The sequence below is a fragment of the Cohnella luojiensis genome (assembly GCF_004564235.1).
GTDB classification, from domain to species: domain Bacteria; phylum Bacillota; class Bacilli; order Paenibacillales; family Paenibacillaceae; genus Cohnella; species Cohnella luojiensis.
In genome coordinates this window covers 85329-100986 of sequence record NZ_SOMN01000011.1, presented here as the reverse complement: position 1 = coordinate 100986, position 15658 = coordinate 85329, and the positions used below count along the sequence as shown (strand labels likewise).

Annotated in this window: 17 protein-coding genes; 4 read left to right on the top strand and 13 right to left on the bottom strand. The window is 49.4% G+C overall.

Features of this window, described 5'->3' with window-relative positions:
* Positions 1-540: 540 nt before the first annotated feature.
* From E2980_RS10780 to E2980_RS10760, 5 genes are all read right to left on the bottom strand, one after another.
* On the bottom strand, positions 541-1080 hold the full coding sequence (locus E2980_RS10780) for a cupin domain-containing protein (RefSeq protein ID WP_135152190.1): 540 nt from the start codon (positions 1078-1080) through the stop codon (positions 541-543).
* 154 nt (positions 1081-1234) lie between these two features.
* Positions 1235-2779 (bottom strand): 23S rRNA (uracil(1939)-C(5))-methyltransferase RlmD, encoded by a 1545-nt coding sequence (gene rlmD, locus E2980_RS10775; protein WP_135152189.1) that lies wholly within the window; start codon positions 2777-2779, stop codon positions 1235-1237.
* Positions 2776-3714, bottom strand: coding sequence for a diacylglycerol kinase (locus tag E2980_RS10770; RefSeq protein WP_420808643.1), 939 nt, complete (start codon positions 3712-3714; stop codon positions 2776-2778). Before E2980_RS10770 ends, rlmD begins: the two co-directional genes overlap by 4 nt.
* A 34-nt stretch (positions 3715-3748) precedes the next feature.
* On the bottom strand, positions 3749-4540 hold the full coding sequence (locus tag E2980_RS10765) for a sirohydrochlorin chelatase (protein WP_135152187.1): 792 nt from the start codon (positions 4538-4540) through the stop codon (positions 3749-3751).
* Positions 4541-5380: 840 nt separating this feature from the next.
* Entirely contained in the window at positions 5381-5704 is a 324-nt protein-coding gene (locus E2980_RS10760; RefSeq protein ID WP_135152186.1) for a YerC/YecD family TrpR-related protein, read from the bottom strand.
* A 178-nt stretch (positions 5705-5882) separates the two neighbouring features.
* On the opposite strand from E2980_RS10760, the gene E2980_RS10755 reads away from it, so the two are divergent.
* A complete protein-coding gene (locus tag E2980_RS10755; RefSeq protein WP_135152185.1) occupies positions 5883-6311 on the top strand; it encodes a hypothetical protein in 429 nt (142 codons plus the stop codon).
* 139 nt (positions 6312-6450) lie between these two features.
* On the opposite strand, the gene E2980_RS10750 is transcribed toward E2980_RS10755, so the two are convergent.
* The 4 genes from E2980_RS10750 to E2980_RS10735 all read right to left on the bottom strand — a co-directional run bounded on the left by E2980_RS10750 (position 6451) and on the right by E2980_RS10735 (position 10466).
* Positions 6451-7398 carry a DUF1861 family protein gene (locus E2980_RS10750; RefSeq protein ID WP_135152184.1) on the bottom strand — a complete coding sequence of 316 codons (948 nt, stop codon included), beginning with the start codon at positions 7396-7398 and terminating at the stop codon, positions 6451-6453.
* Between the two features lie 112 nt (positions 7399-7510).
* A complete protein-coding gene (locus E2980_RS10745) occupies positions 7511-8512 on the bottom strand; it encodes an inorganic phosphate transporter (protein WP_135152183.1) in 1002 nt (333 codons plus the stop codon).
* A gap of 30 nt (positions 8513-8542) precedes the next feature.
* Positions 8543-9157: a DUF47 domain-containing protein gene (locus E2980_RS10740; protein WP_135152182.1), complete on the bottom strand. Its 615-nt coding sequence runs from the start codon at positions 9155-9157 to the stop codon at positions 8543-8545.
* Positions 9158-9395: 238 nt separating this feature from the next.
* The gene (locus E2980_RS10735) at positions 9396-10466 is read right to left on the bottom strand and encodes a DUF3048 domain-containing protein (RefSeq protein WP_135152181.1); all 1071 of its coding nucleotides are present in this window, start codon (positions 10464-10466) and stop codon (positions 9396-9398) included.
* 177 nt (positions 10467-10643) lie between these two features.
* Between E2980_RS10735 and E2980_RS10730 the strand changes: the two genes are divergently transcribed.
* Positions 10644-11102, top strand: coding sequence for a carboxymuconolactone decarboxylase family protein (locus tag E2980_RS10730; RefSeq protein WP_240702975.1), 459 nt, complete (start codon positions 10644-10646; stop codon positions 11100-11102).
* Positions 11103-11112: 10 nt separating this feature from the next.
* Here the strand turns inward: E2980_RS10730 and E2980_RS10725 are convergent, their stop codons facing one another.
* The 3 genes from E2980_RS10725 to E2980_RS10715 form a co-directional block, all read right to left on the bottom strand.
* Positions 11113-11853, bottom strand: a complete 741-nt coding sequence (locus E2980_RS10725; RefSeq protein WP_135152180.1) for an SDR family NAD(P)-dependent oxidoreductase — start codon at positions 11851-11853, stop codon at positions 11113-11115.
* 109 nt (positions 11854-11962) lie between these two features.
* Entirely contained in the window at positions 11963-12280 is a 318-nt protein-coding gene (locus E2980_RS25110) for a MarR family winged helix-turn-helix transcriptional regulator (protein ID WP_420808642.1), read from the bottom strand.
* 215 nt (positions 12281-12495) lie between these two features.
* Entirely contained in the window at positions 12496-13413 is a 918-nt protein-coding gene (locus E2980_RS10715) for an oxidoreductase (RefSeq protein ID WP_135152179.1), read from the bottom strand.
* Between the two features lie 167 nt (positions 13414-13580).
* On the opposite strand from E2980_RS10715, the gene E2980_RS10710 reads away from it, so the two are divergent.
* Both E2980_RS10710 and E2980_RS10705 read left to right on the top strand, forming a co-directional pair.
* Positions 13581-14159, top strand: coding sequence for a TetR/AcrR family transcriptional regulator (locus E2980_RS10710; RefSeq protein WP_135152178.1), 579 nt, complete (start codon positions 13581-13583; stop codon positions 14157-14159).
* Between the two features lie 123 nt (positions 14160-14282).
* Complete coding sequence (locus E2980_RS10705; protein ID WP_135152177.1) at positions 14283-14741, top strand: carboxymuconolactone decarboxylase family protein; 459 nt, start codon at positions 14283-14285, stop codon at positions 14739-14741.
* A gap of 19 nt (positions 14742-14760) precedes the next feature.
* Here E2980_RS10705 and sigJ read toward each other — a convergent pair whose 3' ends face one another.
* The gene (sigJ, locus tag E2980_RS10700; RefSeq protein WP_135152176.1) at positions 14761-15621 is read right to left on the bottom strand and encodes an RNA polymerase sigma factor SigJ; all 861 of its coding nucleotides are present in this window, start codon (positions 15619-15621) and stop codon (positions 14761-14763) included.
* Positions 15622-15658: the final 37 nt, after the last annotated feature.

Genomic DNA, 15658 nt, shown 5'->3' with positions numbered 1-15658 from the left:
ATGTTCGCCTAGCCATCCGCCTTGACTACTATCTTATCGACCAAACGATGAAGCATATCGGGGGTCAGTTCTTTCAGACCCATGAACTTCTTTAGTTCCTTCTTCATTCGCAACATACACTTTCCGCGCCGCTATTACTGTTAAGGGCACTGAATCAGTTCCAATGACGAGAATCGAGTTCCGATTAAAACCAAAACAAAAGCCGCTTACTAAGTACGATACGGAAGACTTTATAAAAAAGGCTTCCGGTTCGTTTCCAATACAAACGAGTTCACTGGTCTTAGATGCTTGCTCAAGAGTGTTACCAATGGGAGACGTGATTGGAGAAACCTAAAGCGACAAGGTAAACAGGCAATTACAGTGGCAGTCAAGGAAAAAACGGTTGATATGCTAGACTTATTCTTAGAGTATATCTTGACGGTCCTAGTCGTTTGCAAATGAGGACTAGAAAAGACTTAGTGGTGTTAGAATCGCCTGAAATTTTTCCGAAAATGTTTGTCGGACGTAAATAACCGCCCCTTAAGGGCGGCTAGAAACTAATTACGTCGTTCCTTGAGCGATTGCTTTCGTTTCATGAACTGTACCATATGGATGCTCAGGCGGTGCATAAATAACATAAACTTTAAGAGGGCGATTACCTGTATTGATTATATTGTGCCATTTTCCTGCAGGTATCATAATTGCATAGTCATCGTACGCCATTACTTGAAAATCTAAGTTATCTCTGCTATCACCCATTTGAACAAGTCCCTGACCTTCTTCAATCCGTATGAATTGGTCAGTTGTCGGATGGACTTCCAAACCTATGTCTTCACCAACATTAATACTCATCAAAGTTACTTGAAAATACTTACCTGTCCATAAAGCGGTACGGTAATTGTTGTTTTGCTTGGTTGCTTGGTCAATATTCACAACAAATGGTCTTGTTCCATAATCTTGTAATGTGATGTTTCCATATGGATTATAGTTGCGATTGTTCCAGTTGTAATAGTGGGGATTCCAATCATAACTCCATTTGTTATTCCAGTGGCATTGCATTGGATTATGCCAATGATGGTGATAGCATGAATTAGAGTACATAATCATGCTCCTCTCAGTGATTTTCTTATTGACCATTTATCCTATGCAACTGCCCAGTTACAGGTAAGCAAAATGGGCAAAAGTCCACTGGTTTACAACAATGAAAAAAGAAGGGTTCGCCCCTCTTTGCTATTTCCGCCAATACATCTCCGATTTAAATGTCCTTCCGCACTAACAGTGAGCAACACTCCACATGCCCCGTATGAGGAAACATATCCACCGGCTGAACCTCTACCGTCCAGTATCCCCCGTCCTCGAGCAGCCTCAAATCCCTAGCCAAGGTCGATGGGTTACACGATACGTAAACAATCCGCTCAGGCCTTAGCTCCAACATCGTCGAGATCAGTGCCGGATCGCACCCCTTACGAGGTGGATCGACGACGATGACGTCGGGCGACACTCCCTCGGCTTGCCAACGCGGCATCACGACCTCAGCCGGACCGACCGCGAACTCGGCATTTCGTATCCCGTTAAGCAACGCATTGCGACGAGCGTCCTCGATCGCCTCGGGCACGATCTCAACTCCGTACACTCTATCTGCGTGCTTAGCCAGAAACAAAGAAATCGTCCCCGCGCCGCAGTAAGCGTCGATAACGGTCTCATTCCCTGTTAATGCCGCATACTCTACTGCTTTTCCATATAGCCGCTCCGTCTGCTCCGGATTGACTTGGAAGAATGATCTCGGAGAGATCGCGAACTGAATGCCGCCAATCTCGTCGTAGATAACGTCTTCGCCCCACAATACTCGCGTCTCTTCTCCGAAGACAACGGGTGTAACCGCCGTGTTCACGTTCTGGCATACGCTCACGACGCCGGACACCTTCTCGCGAATCAACGCGACGAGCTCCTGAGCATGAGGAATATCGCGGCCGTTCGTGACGAGCACGACCATCCGTTGTCCGGTTGACCGGGCATGGCGGACGACGACATGCCGGAGCAAGCCTCGTCCGTTAGCACGATTGTACGCGCTAATGTCGAGTAGTCTTGCGGCTTCCTTCACCGCGCGGACGGACTCCTCGTTCTCTTCCTGTTGGATGAGGCAAGCATCCATCTCCACGATGTCGTTGCTGCCCGCTTCGTAGAAGCCGCCGATCAGGCCGCCATCGCCGAATCCGATCGGAACTTGAGCTTTGTTCCGATACCTCCATGGATCATCCATCCCGATAGTAGGATGCACAACCACCCCGGCCTGACCATCATCCTCAGCCACGACCAGCTTCCCGATCCGAGCCAAGTTGTCCACCACGTGCTGCCTTTTCCAACGAAGCTGCTCCGCGTAAGCCATGTGCTGCAGCTGACAACCGCCGCACGAATCATAAATCGGACACGGAGGAACGACGCGAATTCCGCTACCTTTACCGGCCCCCGTCCCCGATTCCATGAGCTCCGACATCCGAGCTTTCCCGAATGACTTGCCAATACTCAGGACCTCTGCCCGAACAGTCTCCCCGGGAAGCGCATCACGAACAAAAAGGGTATAGCCCTCGACCCGGCCTACCCCTTCACCCTCGTGCGTCAATCCGATTATTTCGCATTCAATAAACTGCCCTACCGAAACGGGAACGCCCGCGATCGAAGAAGCCGCGGATTTCCCGCCGCCGACGCGACCACCCCCGCGAGGAACACTCCCACTCCAATCATTCCCACGCTTTTTCCCGCCAAGTCTGCCCTTGCTGTCTTTACCGTTCCGTCCGCTCATAGCTGCAATGCCCTTCCAGGACCATTTTTACGATAGGAGGATTCCCCGTGCTCGTCCACGATAACGTTAATATGCGCCGGCAGCAGATTAAACGTGCACGGAAGCGTTCCGCCGAATTCCCCGTCCACGTTCAATTGCACGCGATGGTCGGACTCCACGACGACGCGGTTCGTCTGAAAATGAATAAAGTGAGGGTCGTTCAACACAGGCTCTCCGCGCATGACCAATGTCGCTATGCGGATGAATTCCGCCAGGTTGCATTTGCGTAAGGCGAGCACGTCGAACACCCCGTCGTTCGTGCTGGCACTCGGGGCGAGACGGTCGAAACCGCCTACGGAATTGCTGTTGGCGATCAAGAAGAGCATGAACTCCTCGTCGAATTCGCCAACTCCATCCGCCGTGATACGCATATGGGTCGGATGAAGACGCGTAATCTTCTCCAATCCCTTCATATAATAAGCCAGCTGACCAACCATCGTCTTCAGCTTGCTTGGCACATCGTAAGATAATTCCGTTAGCGAACCGCCGCCGGAGATATTAATGAAAAATCTCTCGTTAGCCTGTCCCACATCAACTGGGGTCGTATGACGCCGGGTTATCAAATCGCACGCAGCCTCCCACTTGCGGGGAATTCCGTGCGCGCGCGCGAAATCATTGGTCGTACCCAGCGGCAATATTCCTAGCGAAGGCTTCCGTTCGTGTATCGATATTCCGTTTACCACTTCGTTCAAGGTACCGTCTCCGCCTGCGGAAATGATCATATCGAAACCGCGATCCACTGCGTCCGAAGCCGCCTGAATCGCATCCCCTTCGCTTTCCGTCGCGTGGCAAGACGTTTCGATGCCGCCCCGCTCCAGACGTTGCAGGATCGCGGCTAGCTTGCGTTTGACTTCCTCCCGGCCGGAAGTCGGATTATAGATTAACCGGGCTCGAATGGTATCCAACCCTTATCCCCTCTTCATCTCTCGTTCAATCTCTTATCGAACCTTGATCCAAGCTTTCCAGCCAATCTTGGGTCCGCCTGACGATCCAGTCTGCCACCTTGGGGTGCGGCATGAGCGCGCGTCCGTCATAGCGGCATTCCAACCCTGCTAATCTGCGCGGAATGACTTCCTTAGTGAAGTACCCCTCGCTTAGAAACAATGCCACCACCACGATGACATGATTAGGATGGCTTTGGCGTAATCTTTCCCATCGTTCTTGCACCTGATTCGGCAGCAGAAGCGCCGACGTACAAGCGCCGAACCCCCCGAACCTCATTAACTGATCCGATATCGCATTCAAACCCCGCTCCCAAGCTTCGCGAAAACCCGGCTCGTTGCTCCCGTGTCCTATCAATAAGATGCTTTCATTAGCCGAGTGCTTGGACATTTCCTTTAATCGTTCCAAGATGACGCCTACGAGCTCGGGATCGTCATCCATCGGTTCTCCATAGGTAAGCCGCGCCGAAATCCGATATTTCTCGAGATCCGTTTCCGTCTTCGGCTCGGGATACGCCCCAAGCGCCCATCCGATCTCGTCGACATGTGTGCTGCCTGAGGATACGAACAGCGGCAATGCGAACAAATGCGTGACCCCGGCCGCTTCCAACCGATCTATTCCATCCTGGATAAGTCGCCCTTCCACCAATTCGAGGAATGCAGCTTCCACCGGCAAGGTATCGCCTAACGCGGTCCGAGCCGCCTCAACCGTCTCGTCTACGAGAGCTACCCAACCCGCTTCCCTCGATCCATGGCTGATCACCAGTAAGCCTGGCTTCATGAAAGAGCGATCCCCTTTCTTTCCCAACTGTTCCACCTTCTTATTCATGCTAGCGAAACGTTAAGCCAATGTCAACGCTGGACGAAGACCGGACATACACCTATCGCACAACTCGCCCAACGGATGACAAAAACCGCCAAGCGCGCGCTTGGCGGTTCCCTGAGCATCCCGAAGGTTACCACTCCACTCCGTTATGTCTACTCTTACTTGGAAGCCAAGAAAGCATCCAATTGTTTTTGTTTCTCTGCTATGATTTTTCATCCAAGCCGTTTGCCTTAAGTTTCGCGATATAATCGTCAGCTTTGGAAGGATCTACGGAGCCCGTATCTTGCTTCGTTAATTCAGTGGGGGTTGCACGCTTTGAGCGGAGTTAGCGAATTTGCTTCGTTAACTTCGGTGGGGGTTGCACGCTTTGGGCGGAGTTAGCGAATTTGCTTCGTTAACTCGGCGGGGTTGCACGCTTTGGGCGGAGTTAGCGAATTTGCTTCGTTAACTCGGCGGGGTTGCACGCTTTGGGCGGAGTTAGCGAATTTGCTTCGTTAACGGTGGAGTTAGTAAAGTTTCGTTACTATCTCGGCTCGATTCGACTGCGGCGGGTGGAGTTAGTAAATTTTCGTTACTATCTCGACTAGATTCGACTACGGAGGGTGGTGTTAGTAAAGTTTCGTTACTATCTCCGTTCCATTCGTCTGCGGAGGGTGGTGTTAGTAAAGATTCGTTACTATCTCGGCTCGATTCGACCGCGGAAGGTGGAGTCAGTAAAGTTTCGTTACTATCTCGGCTCCACTCGTTCGCGGAGGCGGCGAGCAGCTTACTATACCACGTTCGTCGCGAACAAGCTCAGTTGCTGCTTTCCAGCTTTTCTTCCGAACCGAAACGTCCTAACCGCTCTAAAGATAGCTTATAGCCATCGTTGCCATAATTGAGGCAACGCTTCACGCGGGAAATGGTCGCCGTGCTCGCGCCCGTCTCCGTCTCGATCTGGTTATACGTATGGCCCTTGCCTAACATCCGTGCCACTTCGAGCCTCTGCGATAAAGATTGGATTTCGTTCACCGTGCATAAGTCGTCGAAGAACACGTAACATTCCTCAACGTTCTTCAAAGTAAGAACGGCTTCGAACAGTTGATCTATGGATTTATCATTCAGCTTCTTCAGTTGCATAAGTTCGCATCCTCTCGGGTACCGATTGCATTTGTTCCCATTGTACTGCGTACCTGCCAATAGTTCAAGCATCACCGTATTCACGCATTACAGGGGTAAAATGTCCCTGGACCCGGGCATCCGTCCATGCCCGTTGCCGACTTCCGTCATAACCTATTATAAAAAAGGGTGTGACTCCATGAACGAACCTCATTCGCCCTCTCTGCACGGCTGGACGCCGGGCTTCGGACAGCAACAGTTTCCCGGAATCGGAGACGCGTTCGCCGGTCCTCCCGCTGTCATAAATCCGACCGTCATACCGAATCAAGTAACGGCCTCCGCTACGAAGCTTCCCTTCAATATTAACATTTCCAACATGGCGGACGTGAAAGCTTTAGTCGATCGCATGGGAGGCGTTGAAGGAATCCTCTCGACGATGGGCAAATTCCAGAAATTCGTGTCTACCATGCAGCAAATTGCCCCGATGGTTAAGCTATTCATGGGCAACAAGGGCAGCAAAGCCTCGACCGCCAACAGCTCGAAAAGCTCTACCCCGCGCAGGCGACCGGGAAGCCGCAGACCGTCGGGGAGCAAGGCGCGTACCCGTCGTCCGGCGAAACGGCGCTAACGTAAGGACATGAACTACTATCGAAGAGAAGCCAGACCGAAGGCAGGGACTTCGGTCTTCTTCGTTTAGCCGCTAACTCGCATTTTGCCGGTTACGCTCACCAAAAAGAGGCTGTTCCGCAACGGGAACAACCTCTCCGTTATTTCTCGTATTCCAGGAACGGATCCGGAATTTCAATGACATGGGCTTCCGCGTCGCTAACCCCAGCGTAGAGGAATGCGGTTCCATTCGTTTCTCTAACGAGCCCTCCGCTGAAGATGACATCCTCTAAATCCGGGCGTTTGGCCGGACCGTCGGGGAACATGCTGCGGGTAGCGATTATCTTAACCGGAGTATATTGATGATCCGCTGGATTGTAAGCAAACACCATCGGATAATAATGTCTAATATTGTTCTCTTCCATCCAAGCTATGTGCCCAAGCACGCCGATTAAGCCGTTCGATAGCAAATGGGCTTCATTCGCCCCTCCCCATTCTTCGGGAAGGAACTGATGGCGCAGTAAACGGGCGCCGCTGATGACTTCTTCGGTTAACTGATCCAGAGTCCCGATTTCCGTGAATCCGATCAGCGCGCGGGCGCCTTCTACCATCATAGGACGGGTAAATACGCCAATTCGGCCGTTAGCGAGCTCCACTAACCGGATATCCTTCATCGATAACGGGCCTTTGGCGAACGGCTCGAGATCGTTAATGGAATGTCCCCTATAGAATACGGTACGCCAGGAAGTCACGTAATGAGGATCGTTTCCGTCGAAATAGACTTCGACGCCGCCGAATACGAGCTCATCTCCGATGAAAGTAAAGAACGGATCCTGCAAAGCGAATACCGGCGCGCCATTCCTCGGTACCCATTCGCCATTGCGTTCGACGAAGAACATCACTTCGGATAATTCTCTGTCGCGATCCTCCACGCGGCCGGCAATAACTAAATCCCCATCGTCTTTGAATGGCGCGCTGATGTTATAGACGTCGCGGGTCCCTACCCCGGTGAAAATGAGCTTGCGCCCTCTGGAGGCGTTGTTGCCTGCTGCTGTGAATTCTTTCAACACTTCGATCGTCGGTTTCGCCTGTTCCGTGTACGTATGCATGGGTGTCCTCCAGACTAAATAGAGATGACAACAACCTTACTCTATTGTAGTAATCTCGGGCGTTCAGGTTTGGGTGATCCCACGCCTTTTTTTCTTAAACCATGTACCCAAATTAGTGAAGGAACAAACTAAGGACGTAATAAATCAACATGGCCAACGCTCCGACAGCCGGTATCGTAATAACCCACGTCATGATAATACGTCCGGCCATGCTCCACTTTACGCCCGAAAATTTCTTCGCCGAACCGACTCCAAGGATGGAAGCGGTAATCGCGTGCGTCGTGCTTACGGGAAAGTGCGCAAGCGTTGCCGATAAAATAACGGATGCGGATGCCAAATCCGCGGAGAATCCATTCATCGGTTCTATTTTGAAAATCTTAGTCCCCATCGTCTTGATGATCTTCCATCCTCCGACAGAGGTTCCTAGGGCCATGGCCAAAGCGGCAGAGAGCTTAACCCATAGAGGGATGTCCAACGTTGGCTGTATTTCCGCGGTTACCAATGCCAGCGTTATAATTCCCATCGCTTTCTGCGCATCGTTCGTTCCGTGGGTGAACGACTGGAAGGCTGCCGTTAATACCTGTCCGTGTCGGAAAACCTTGTTGATACGATGAGGGCTTGAATTCGCTAATACGTGCTTCAGCACGAACATGATGCAAAATCCGAGTATAAATGCGATAATCGGCGATAAAATGAGCCATTTGATGATGGTCGAGAAGCCGGCGTAGTTAATTCCATCCCAACCCTCGGAAGCGATCGCCGCTCCCGCCAACGCTCCGATAATGGCATGCGATGAGGAAGACGGAATTCCGTACCACCAAGTGATGAGGTTCCAGACAATGGCCGCGACCAACGTTGCGATAACGACCGTTAAGCCATGTTCCAGCTTGAAGGGGTCTGTTATTTTACCGCCAATCGTCTTGGCGACTCCCGTAAACATCAGCGCGCCGACCAAGTTCATAACCGAGGCGAGTATGATGGCGCGTCGCGGAGTGAGCGCGCGCGTTGAAACGGACGTCGCGATAGCGTTGGCCGTATCGTGAAATCCGTTGATGAAATCGAAGCCGAGCGCTAGCACGACTATAACGACAACCAACCACATTGTGTAATCCATTATATTCTGTTCCGTCCCCGCTTGCGCCGATTAAGAATTGCGCATGATTATGGATTGAAGCGTATTGGCGACATCCTCGCACGAGTCGGTCGTCTGCTCTAATCTTTCGTAGATCTCTTTATGTTTAATAAGCTCGATTGGGTCCTTCACGTTCTGGAACAGATGCTTGATGCCCTGGCGCATCAGATCGTCGCCCTCGTTCTCCAGTTCGTTGATTTTCACGCAATGCGGTTGGATGGCAAGCAGCTTCTTCTGCGTGAGCAGATAGATGGCGGATTTGATCTCATGAGAGCAACGGCGCAAGCAATCCCCGAATTTGCGAATGAACGGATCGGACTTCGTGATTTGATACATTTCGAAGCGAGATGCGCATGCTTCGATACCGTCTAGTACGTCGTCCAGCTTCTTGATGAGCTCCATGATATCTTCGCGCTCGATCGGCGTGATGAACGTTTTGTTGAGCTCCATCAGGATAATATGGGTGCATTTGTCGCCTTTATGTTCATACTCCTTCATTTCTTTGGCGAATGCCGTCACGTCTGGCAGGTCTCCATTGACGGCAACTGCGAAGCGATCGACCGTTTGGAAGATAATATCAGCCATTTCCTCCAACGTCTTAAAAAAAATGTCTTTTTTCCGAAACACGGATAGCCCTTCTTTCCCTATATGTAACTGATTAAAGTTTACATTCCGTTAACGCTGCGTTTACACCGCGTTAACTTGTTTATTTTAGCACAGTGCGAACGGGCTTTGTATAGTCCTAATCGAGTACATGTGACACTTTTTTTAAGTTTGACCTATTTGTCCTGATTGTACTCGGAAATACGAACGGTCCCCCTGCCGAAATAGCAGAAGGACCGCTTGTGATATAATTTCTCTTGATCTATTGGTACGTCAAATGCTGATCCATGGATGAGGAGCTAGGCACAACGTGATAATAGGTCACTCCCGGGAGGAACGGAAGCTCTTCGCCGTCTTTCGTCAAACGGACGACGTCCCCTTCCTTGCGCTCCCATTGGCAAGCGATCGCTTTGCCGTTCTGGAATAGAACGGCTTTCCCGCCGCTGTCAAGATCGACGGCTAACCGTCCGACATTGTCTTTGATGTCCGTCTTAGCGGATAGAACGACAAGGTTCGTCGCGGTTAGTTGCTCGTCGTTATTCTTATCGATATGCGGCTTATCGTTAATGAAACGAGAGTATACTGCATTGGCTGCATCATAAGTGTAGGACACCTTATAATCCGACAACATGAATTTAATGTCGATCCGAGTAGCCGGAGCGGCAGTTGCGAGTGTCGGCGGCGCCTGGTTGAATGAGAACAGAGGCATCGTTGCCGTATTCTTGTACTTACGCTTCTCGGCGCCCGCGCGTAATTGCTCTAAGGTCGAATATACATTATGGGGCGCTTTGCGGGACTTGTCCCGGTAGAAATAAGCGCCGGCATTCGTAATCTCGTCCAAATCTTCCTTGTGCTGTCGCTGCAGGATGGCGAATGCGTCGTTGCTTGCGCCTACATGAACAAGAACGCCGCTATAGAACTCGCCTACTTGAATGAAATAAGGGCGGATACTCCGTATCGGTCCGATCGGATCCGTGAATTCCTTGCTTTGGAATACGGCGACCAGTCTCGTGATCCCGCCTTCGGCAAGCAACTCCCAGACGACATCCGCCTGAGTTAGTCCGGATTGCGGCCTAGCCGGGGCAAGGTTATTGATCATGACCGCGAAAGGCCTGTTTGTCACTTCTTTCTCCATTGGCAACCCTGTCAGCGGGGCTAGGAAATCCGCGGTTGGCGTCTTCGAGGTCTCGCTGGGAGATTCGGAAGCGCTGGCCGTAGGTACCGTCGTCACGACGGGCTGCGTAATGGTTTCCTTCGATTCTCCGCATGCGGTTAATCCTACGAGTGCGGATGCAAGCATTAGCTGCATCGCGATTCGTAATCGTTGCGTCATGCTCATTCTCCCTTCGCAAGTACGTACCTCTCCATTAAACCATACTCGCGCCCTAGGGAAAAAGAGCCTGTATTCCCTTTTTCGACAATCGAAGCATCTCTACCGTATGAATGCTCTCGCTTGAACGAAGAATAATTCCAGGTTGTCTACCAAACAACGGTAAGGAGAGGTACAGCTATGCCGCAACGCGTAAATTTTGCTCAGCAATCACCGGAGCTCTTCAAAAAATTCTTGGCTTTCTCCAACGCCTTAAGTAAAAGCGCAATTGAAGAGAAGATCCTCGATCTCGTTTCGATCAGGGCTTCGCAAATCAATGGGTGCGGATTCTGCTTGGATATGCACTTTAAGCAGACCAAGATCCATGGCGAGAACGAGCTTCGCCTCGATCATATCTCGAATTGGCGGGAATCGACTCTGTTCACTCCACGTGAACGGGCCGCGCTGGCATGGACCGAGATCCTGACTAAACTGCCTGAGCATGGCGTACCTGACGATATTTATGACCTTGTTCGCGGGCAATTGTCTGAAAAAGAAATCTCGGACCTGACTTTCGCGGTAATCTCAGTAAATGGTTGGGACCGCATAAACGTCGGTTTCAAGACTGAAGCGGGGCGACTGACGCGGCGTTCGGATTAACTATAACAGATCAAGCAATAACGAGTCCGCCGTCGACTGCGATGATTTGTCCTGTGATCCAACCCGATTCAGCCAAATTAACAATCCATGTTGCTACGTCATCTGGCACGCCACGACGCCCTAGTGGGATTGCATTACGCTCCTGCTCCTTAACCGCATCGATTTGCTCGTCGCTAAGTCCCATACGGTCTTTAAGGAAAGCTGTTTCGACAGGTCCGCTCGCGATCGAATTTACGCGAATTCCCTTTGGAGCGAGCTCAAGAGCCCAGCATCGCGTAAGGTGTTCTACAGCAGCCTTACTAGCGCCATAAAGCGATAAGCCAGCTCCTGCCTTACTGCCGTAGGTACTAGATATGTTGATGATTGTACCTTTCGTTGCTTCCAGGCTCGGGAGCGCAGCTGAGGCAAGCAGTGTCGGTGCAGTGACATTTATAGCGAAAATATCATTTACCGATTTCGCGTCCGCACTTTCGAGCGGCTGAATGACGCCGCCGCCGGCATTATTCACGATAATATCAATGCGCCCCCAATGTCCAAGCGCCGCTGCAACCGTTTTGGCGGCTGACTCTGGATCACTGGCGTCCGCCACAAAAGCCTTAATGTTCGGGTGAGTAGCCGCGGACTCCTCCAATGTGGCTTTGTTACGTCCAGTGATGAGTACATTTGCTCCTTTTCCAGCCAGCATTTGAGCCGTTGCTAGTCCGATTCCGCCACCGCCGCCTGTGATGATCGCAACTTTGTCTTTAAACATGTTCACTTCTCCTTAGAATTTGCAATTTTGGTCTTAACAGTTTATCGATTAATAATTAATTAATTAACTATAGAGGAAATCTGTCCTTTAACAGGACAGGCAAGCCTAACTAAACTAATTTTTTCAACAGAGTTTCTAACTGTTTCTGTTCTTCCAAAGTAAGTTTATTTCCGACGTTTTGAGCGATAGTCTGTTCATATACGGGCCATACATTCAATATGATCTCATGACCTTCAGGCGTTAAATCGACTAGAATTCTTCTCCTATTGGTCGGGTCGAAACTCCTTCGGATGCGGCCTGCTTGCTCAAGAGAATTTAATAAATTGCTTATATTCGCCCTTGTAACGGCAAGATCGTCGCTTAATTCGGAAGGGACCATCGCTCTTCCGCTAGACTTTAGAGCAACTAGCACGCACCACCGCCCCAACGTCAGATCGAACTTTCCTAGCTGTTCCTCTAATTGTTGAACCAAATGATGATTCGTTTTATAGAGTGTCAGAAAAACGCTGACCGATTGAAGAGGTTGTTCAAAAGGACTCCATTTCTCGATACTATTTGACCTCCCTTCATAAAGTTAAGTGGTTAACTATTTACTCGCTAACTATAATAATCGCTCATCATATTGTCAAGTTTGGGACTCTCTTAAGATAAATACGAAATACCGGTCAGAGATTCAGACACGTCCCACAACTGGTTGGTTATCTTCGGGTCAACCATTTTTAGCACGGAAGTATCCACTTGTGGATAACCTTTGTTTCCGCCTTTTCCATCCGGACCGATGTATTCGCCGCCTCTAAGCGTTGGATTAGTTGCTGCATACAGAGTCGGTAAAGCTCCCATTTCCGCTGATTGCGGAGCTAAGAGTACCTTCACTATTTTCATTAGAGGTCCGGTTTTGTCAGATCCGAGCGAGTACAGATTCGTATTTGCTCTGCCAGGGTGACTGCCCAAGCTTATGGTAGTAGAACCGCTTGCTTTCAGTCGTACATTCAGCTCTTGGGCAAATAATAAGTTGGCTAGCTTGCTCTGACCATAGAATTTCACCCTGTTGTAGCCTTTGCTGCCATCCAGATTATCGAAATTAATATTGGCTCCTTTTATTACGGTGCTGCTTAAAGTAACAATACGCGAAGAAGGAACATTATTCATCATAGGTAGCAAAAGTCCTGTAAGCGCGAAATGACCGAGATGATTGCTGCCGAACTGGAGTTCAAAACCGTCCTTGGTCTTCTGAAAAGGCGGGGTCATGACGCCGGCGTTGTTGATCAGCAAATGGAGTGTATCGTACGTTTGCCGATACTCATGGGCAAATTTACGAACGCTGGCAAGATCGCTAAGATCCAGCTTCATCAGCTTCAGCGATGCGCCCGGATTCTCCCTCTTCAGTTGTCTCGCGACCTCTTCTCCTTTTTCTAAATTCCGGATGGCCATAACTACCTGTGCGCCTTTCGCCGCAAAAGCTCGAGCGATTTCATAACCGATTCCGCTGCTCGCACCTGTAATAACTACCGTTGTTCCCTGCTGATTAGGCATTTGATAGGTTGTCCAATTATTTTTCATTTACAATATCTCCTAGATGATTATTCAACTGAAGTTGATTAATTAACAGTTGTTGAATATTATTATATGGAGAAGATAAGTTAATTCAATCGCTAATAAACGCGCTTTTGTTTCATATACAACATTCATAATACAAGTGTTCATTAACTGGAGGAGGCAATTGCTGAATGGCAACAGAAACGAAAATAGATAGACGAATCCTAAAAACAAAGGATGCCATAAACAAAGCGTTTCTAGAACTGTTTGCCGAGAAAGGGCTCGAACAAATCACGATCAATGATATTTCCGAACGGGCCAATGTAAACCGGGGAACCATCTATCTTCACTACGCGGATAAATATGACCTGCTTGATAAATGCATAGATGATCATTTAAACAAAATGTTCATTTCATGCGCTCCGCTCGACTTTAACCGAGATAGAATAGATCTGATCAGTGAATTAAAGCCCGTATTTAGTTATTTCGAGGAAAATTTCCTATTCTTTTCTTCCATGCTCTCTAATAATAGGACCTCCGTATTTCGGGGGCGCATGTTGCAGATCGTTGCATCCAACTTAAAAGAGAAGATAGATAAGCAGGACATCGATCAAGAAATGGATAAAGAATTGATGATTCATTTTATAGCCTCGGCCTTCGTGGGTGCAGTGGAGTGGTGGATACAGAATAAAATGCCGCATTCACCTCAGATAATGGCAGAACAAGTATGGAGATTGTTTGAACAGAACGATATTTACTTTAGGAAATGATTAAAAAATTTAAGCGAGATCACCTGGAAAATGTTACATCGGCTCGATTGTCACAAAATGAATCACAGTTTCGTTATAAGTCTGATGAGTGGTTGGCAAAAACAATAAAGAAGAGGTTCAGCAATGACACAACGTGTAAATTTCGCTCAGCAATCACCGGAGCTTTTCAAAAAGTTCTTGGCTTTTCACAACGCTATGTATGAAAGCGCAATCGAAGAGAAGATCCTCGATCTCGTTTCGATCCGGACTTCGCAAATGAACGGGTGCGGATTCTGCATGGATTTGCACGTTAAGCAGGCCAAGAGCCATGGTGAGAGCGAACTTCGCCTCTATCACATCTCGATCTGGCGGGAATCGACTCTGTTTATTCCGCGCGAAAGGGCCGCGCTGGAATGGGCCGAGATCCTGACCAAACTGCCTGAGCATGGTGTACCTGACGACATTTATGACCGTGTTCGCGGGCAGTTGTCTGAAAAAGAAATCTCGGACTTGACCTTCTCGGTCATGGCGTTCAATAGTTTGGACCGCATAAACATCGGCTTCAAGACTGTGCCAGGTCGTCTGACTCGGCGTTTGGATTAACTTCGCCTGCCGAGCAGCTTCATTTTCCTACATGCTTCAGTTTATCGGGGTTTCGGACAACGTATAAGTTGCGAATCAAATTCCCCTCGATATGCAGCATCGCTACCGTATGAATGCCCTCACTCGAACTAAGAATAATTCCGGGTTGTCCATTTATTTGATCGATTCGAACCGCGGCTCCTTCAATCGTAGCAGCCTGACGTATCGGACCAAGAAGAAACTGTGCAACGAGATTTCGCGTTTCGATCGGATCGACGGCAGCAGACACTTTGCCTCCCCCATCGGAGACCAATACAACATTCGGATCAAGCATAGATAAGATTTGATTCATGTTACCCTGTTTAAGTGCTGCCATGAAGCCGTTAACCCACTCCTGGTTAGCCGCTTCAGTATGAACAATCTCTTCGGAGGTAAGCCCCATCTTTGAACTCGCACGGCTGAACAGTTTGCGGCAATTCACTTCGCTTTTATTAATGAGCTCGGCTATCTCGTGATAATCAAAGCCGAGTGCCTCACGAAGAACAAAAACGACCCGTTCCGAAGGTGACAGCCGCTCGAGCAGAACAAGCATCGCATAAGACAAGAGATCATCGCGGACGACGGATTCCATCGAATCCTCAGCCGAACTAAGAAAAGGCTCCGGAAGCCATTCTCCAAAATATTGTTCCCGCTTGTTGCGTGCAGCTTTGTGCAAATCCCTACAACGATTCGTGACCATTTTGCAAAGATAAGCTTTCGGCTCGGCTAGCTTATCCGGCGGTACGTCATATACTTTTAGAAAAACGTCCTGAACGACATCCTCCGCATCGGAAACCGATCCTGTCAGTTGATAGGCGAGTTTAAACAACAGCCCTTTATATTGCGTATATAACTCTTGCATCTATCCACTTCCATTCTTATCTACTTAAACTCTTCGT

Coding starts and splice junctions, on each gene's coding strand:
- E2980_RS10780 (WP_135152190.1), bottom strand. CDS start 1,080: ATGTACTCTAATTCATGCTATCACCATCATTGGCATAATCCAATGCAA.
- rlmD (WP_135152189.1), bottom strand. CDS start 2,779: ATGAGCGGACGGAACGGTAAAGACAGCAAGGGCAGACTTGGCGGGAAA.
- E2980_RS10765 (WP_135152187.1), bottom strand. CDS start 4,540: ATGAAGCCAGGCTTACTGGTGATCAGCCATGGATCGAGGGAAGCGGGT.
- E2980_RS10760 (WP_135152186.1), bottom strand. CDS start 5,704: ATGCAACTGAAGAAGCTGAATGATAAATCCATAGATCAACTGTTCGAA.
- E2980_RS10755 (WP_135152185.1), top strand. CDS start 5,883: ATGAACGAACCTCATTCGCCCTCTCTGCACGGCTGGACGCCGGGCTTC.
- E2980_RS10750 (WP_135152184.1), bottom strand. CDS start 7,398: ATGCATACGTACACGGAACAGGCGAAACCGACGATCGAAGTGTTGAAA.
- E2980_RS10745 (WP_135152183.1), bottom strand. CDS start 8,512: ATGGATTACACAATGTGGTTGGTTGTCGTTATAGTCGTGCTAGCGCTC.
- E2980_RS10735 (WP_135152181.1), bottom strand. CDS start 10,466: ATGACGCAACGATTACGAATCGCGATGCAGCTAATGCTTGCATCCGCA.
- E2980_RS10730 (WP_240702975.1), top strand. CDS start 10,644: ATGCCGCAACGCGTAAATTTTGCTCAGCAATCACCGGAGCTCTTCAAA.
- E2980_RS10725 (WP_135152180.1), bottom strand. CDS start 11,853: ATGTTTAAAGACAAAGTTGCGATCATCACAGGCGGCGGTGGCGGAATC.
- E2980_RS10715 (WP_135152179.1), bottom strand. CDS start 13,413: ATGAAAAATAATTGGACAACCTATCAAATGCCTAATCAGCAGGGAACA.
- E2980_RS10710 (WP_135152178.1), top strand. CDS start 13,581: ATGGCAACAGAAACGAAAATAGATAGACGAATCCTAAAAACAAAGGAT.
- E2980_RS10705 (WP_135152177.1), top strand. CDS start 14,283: ATGACACAACGTGTAAATTTCGCTCAGCAATCACCGGAGCTTTTCAAA.
- sigJ (WP_135152176.1), bottom strand. CDS start 15,621: ATGCAAGAGTTATATACGCAATATAAAGGGCTGTTGTTTAAACTCGCC.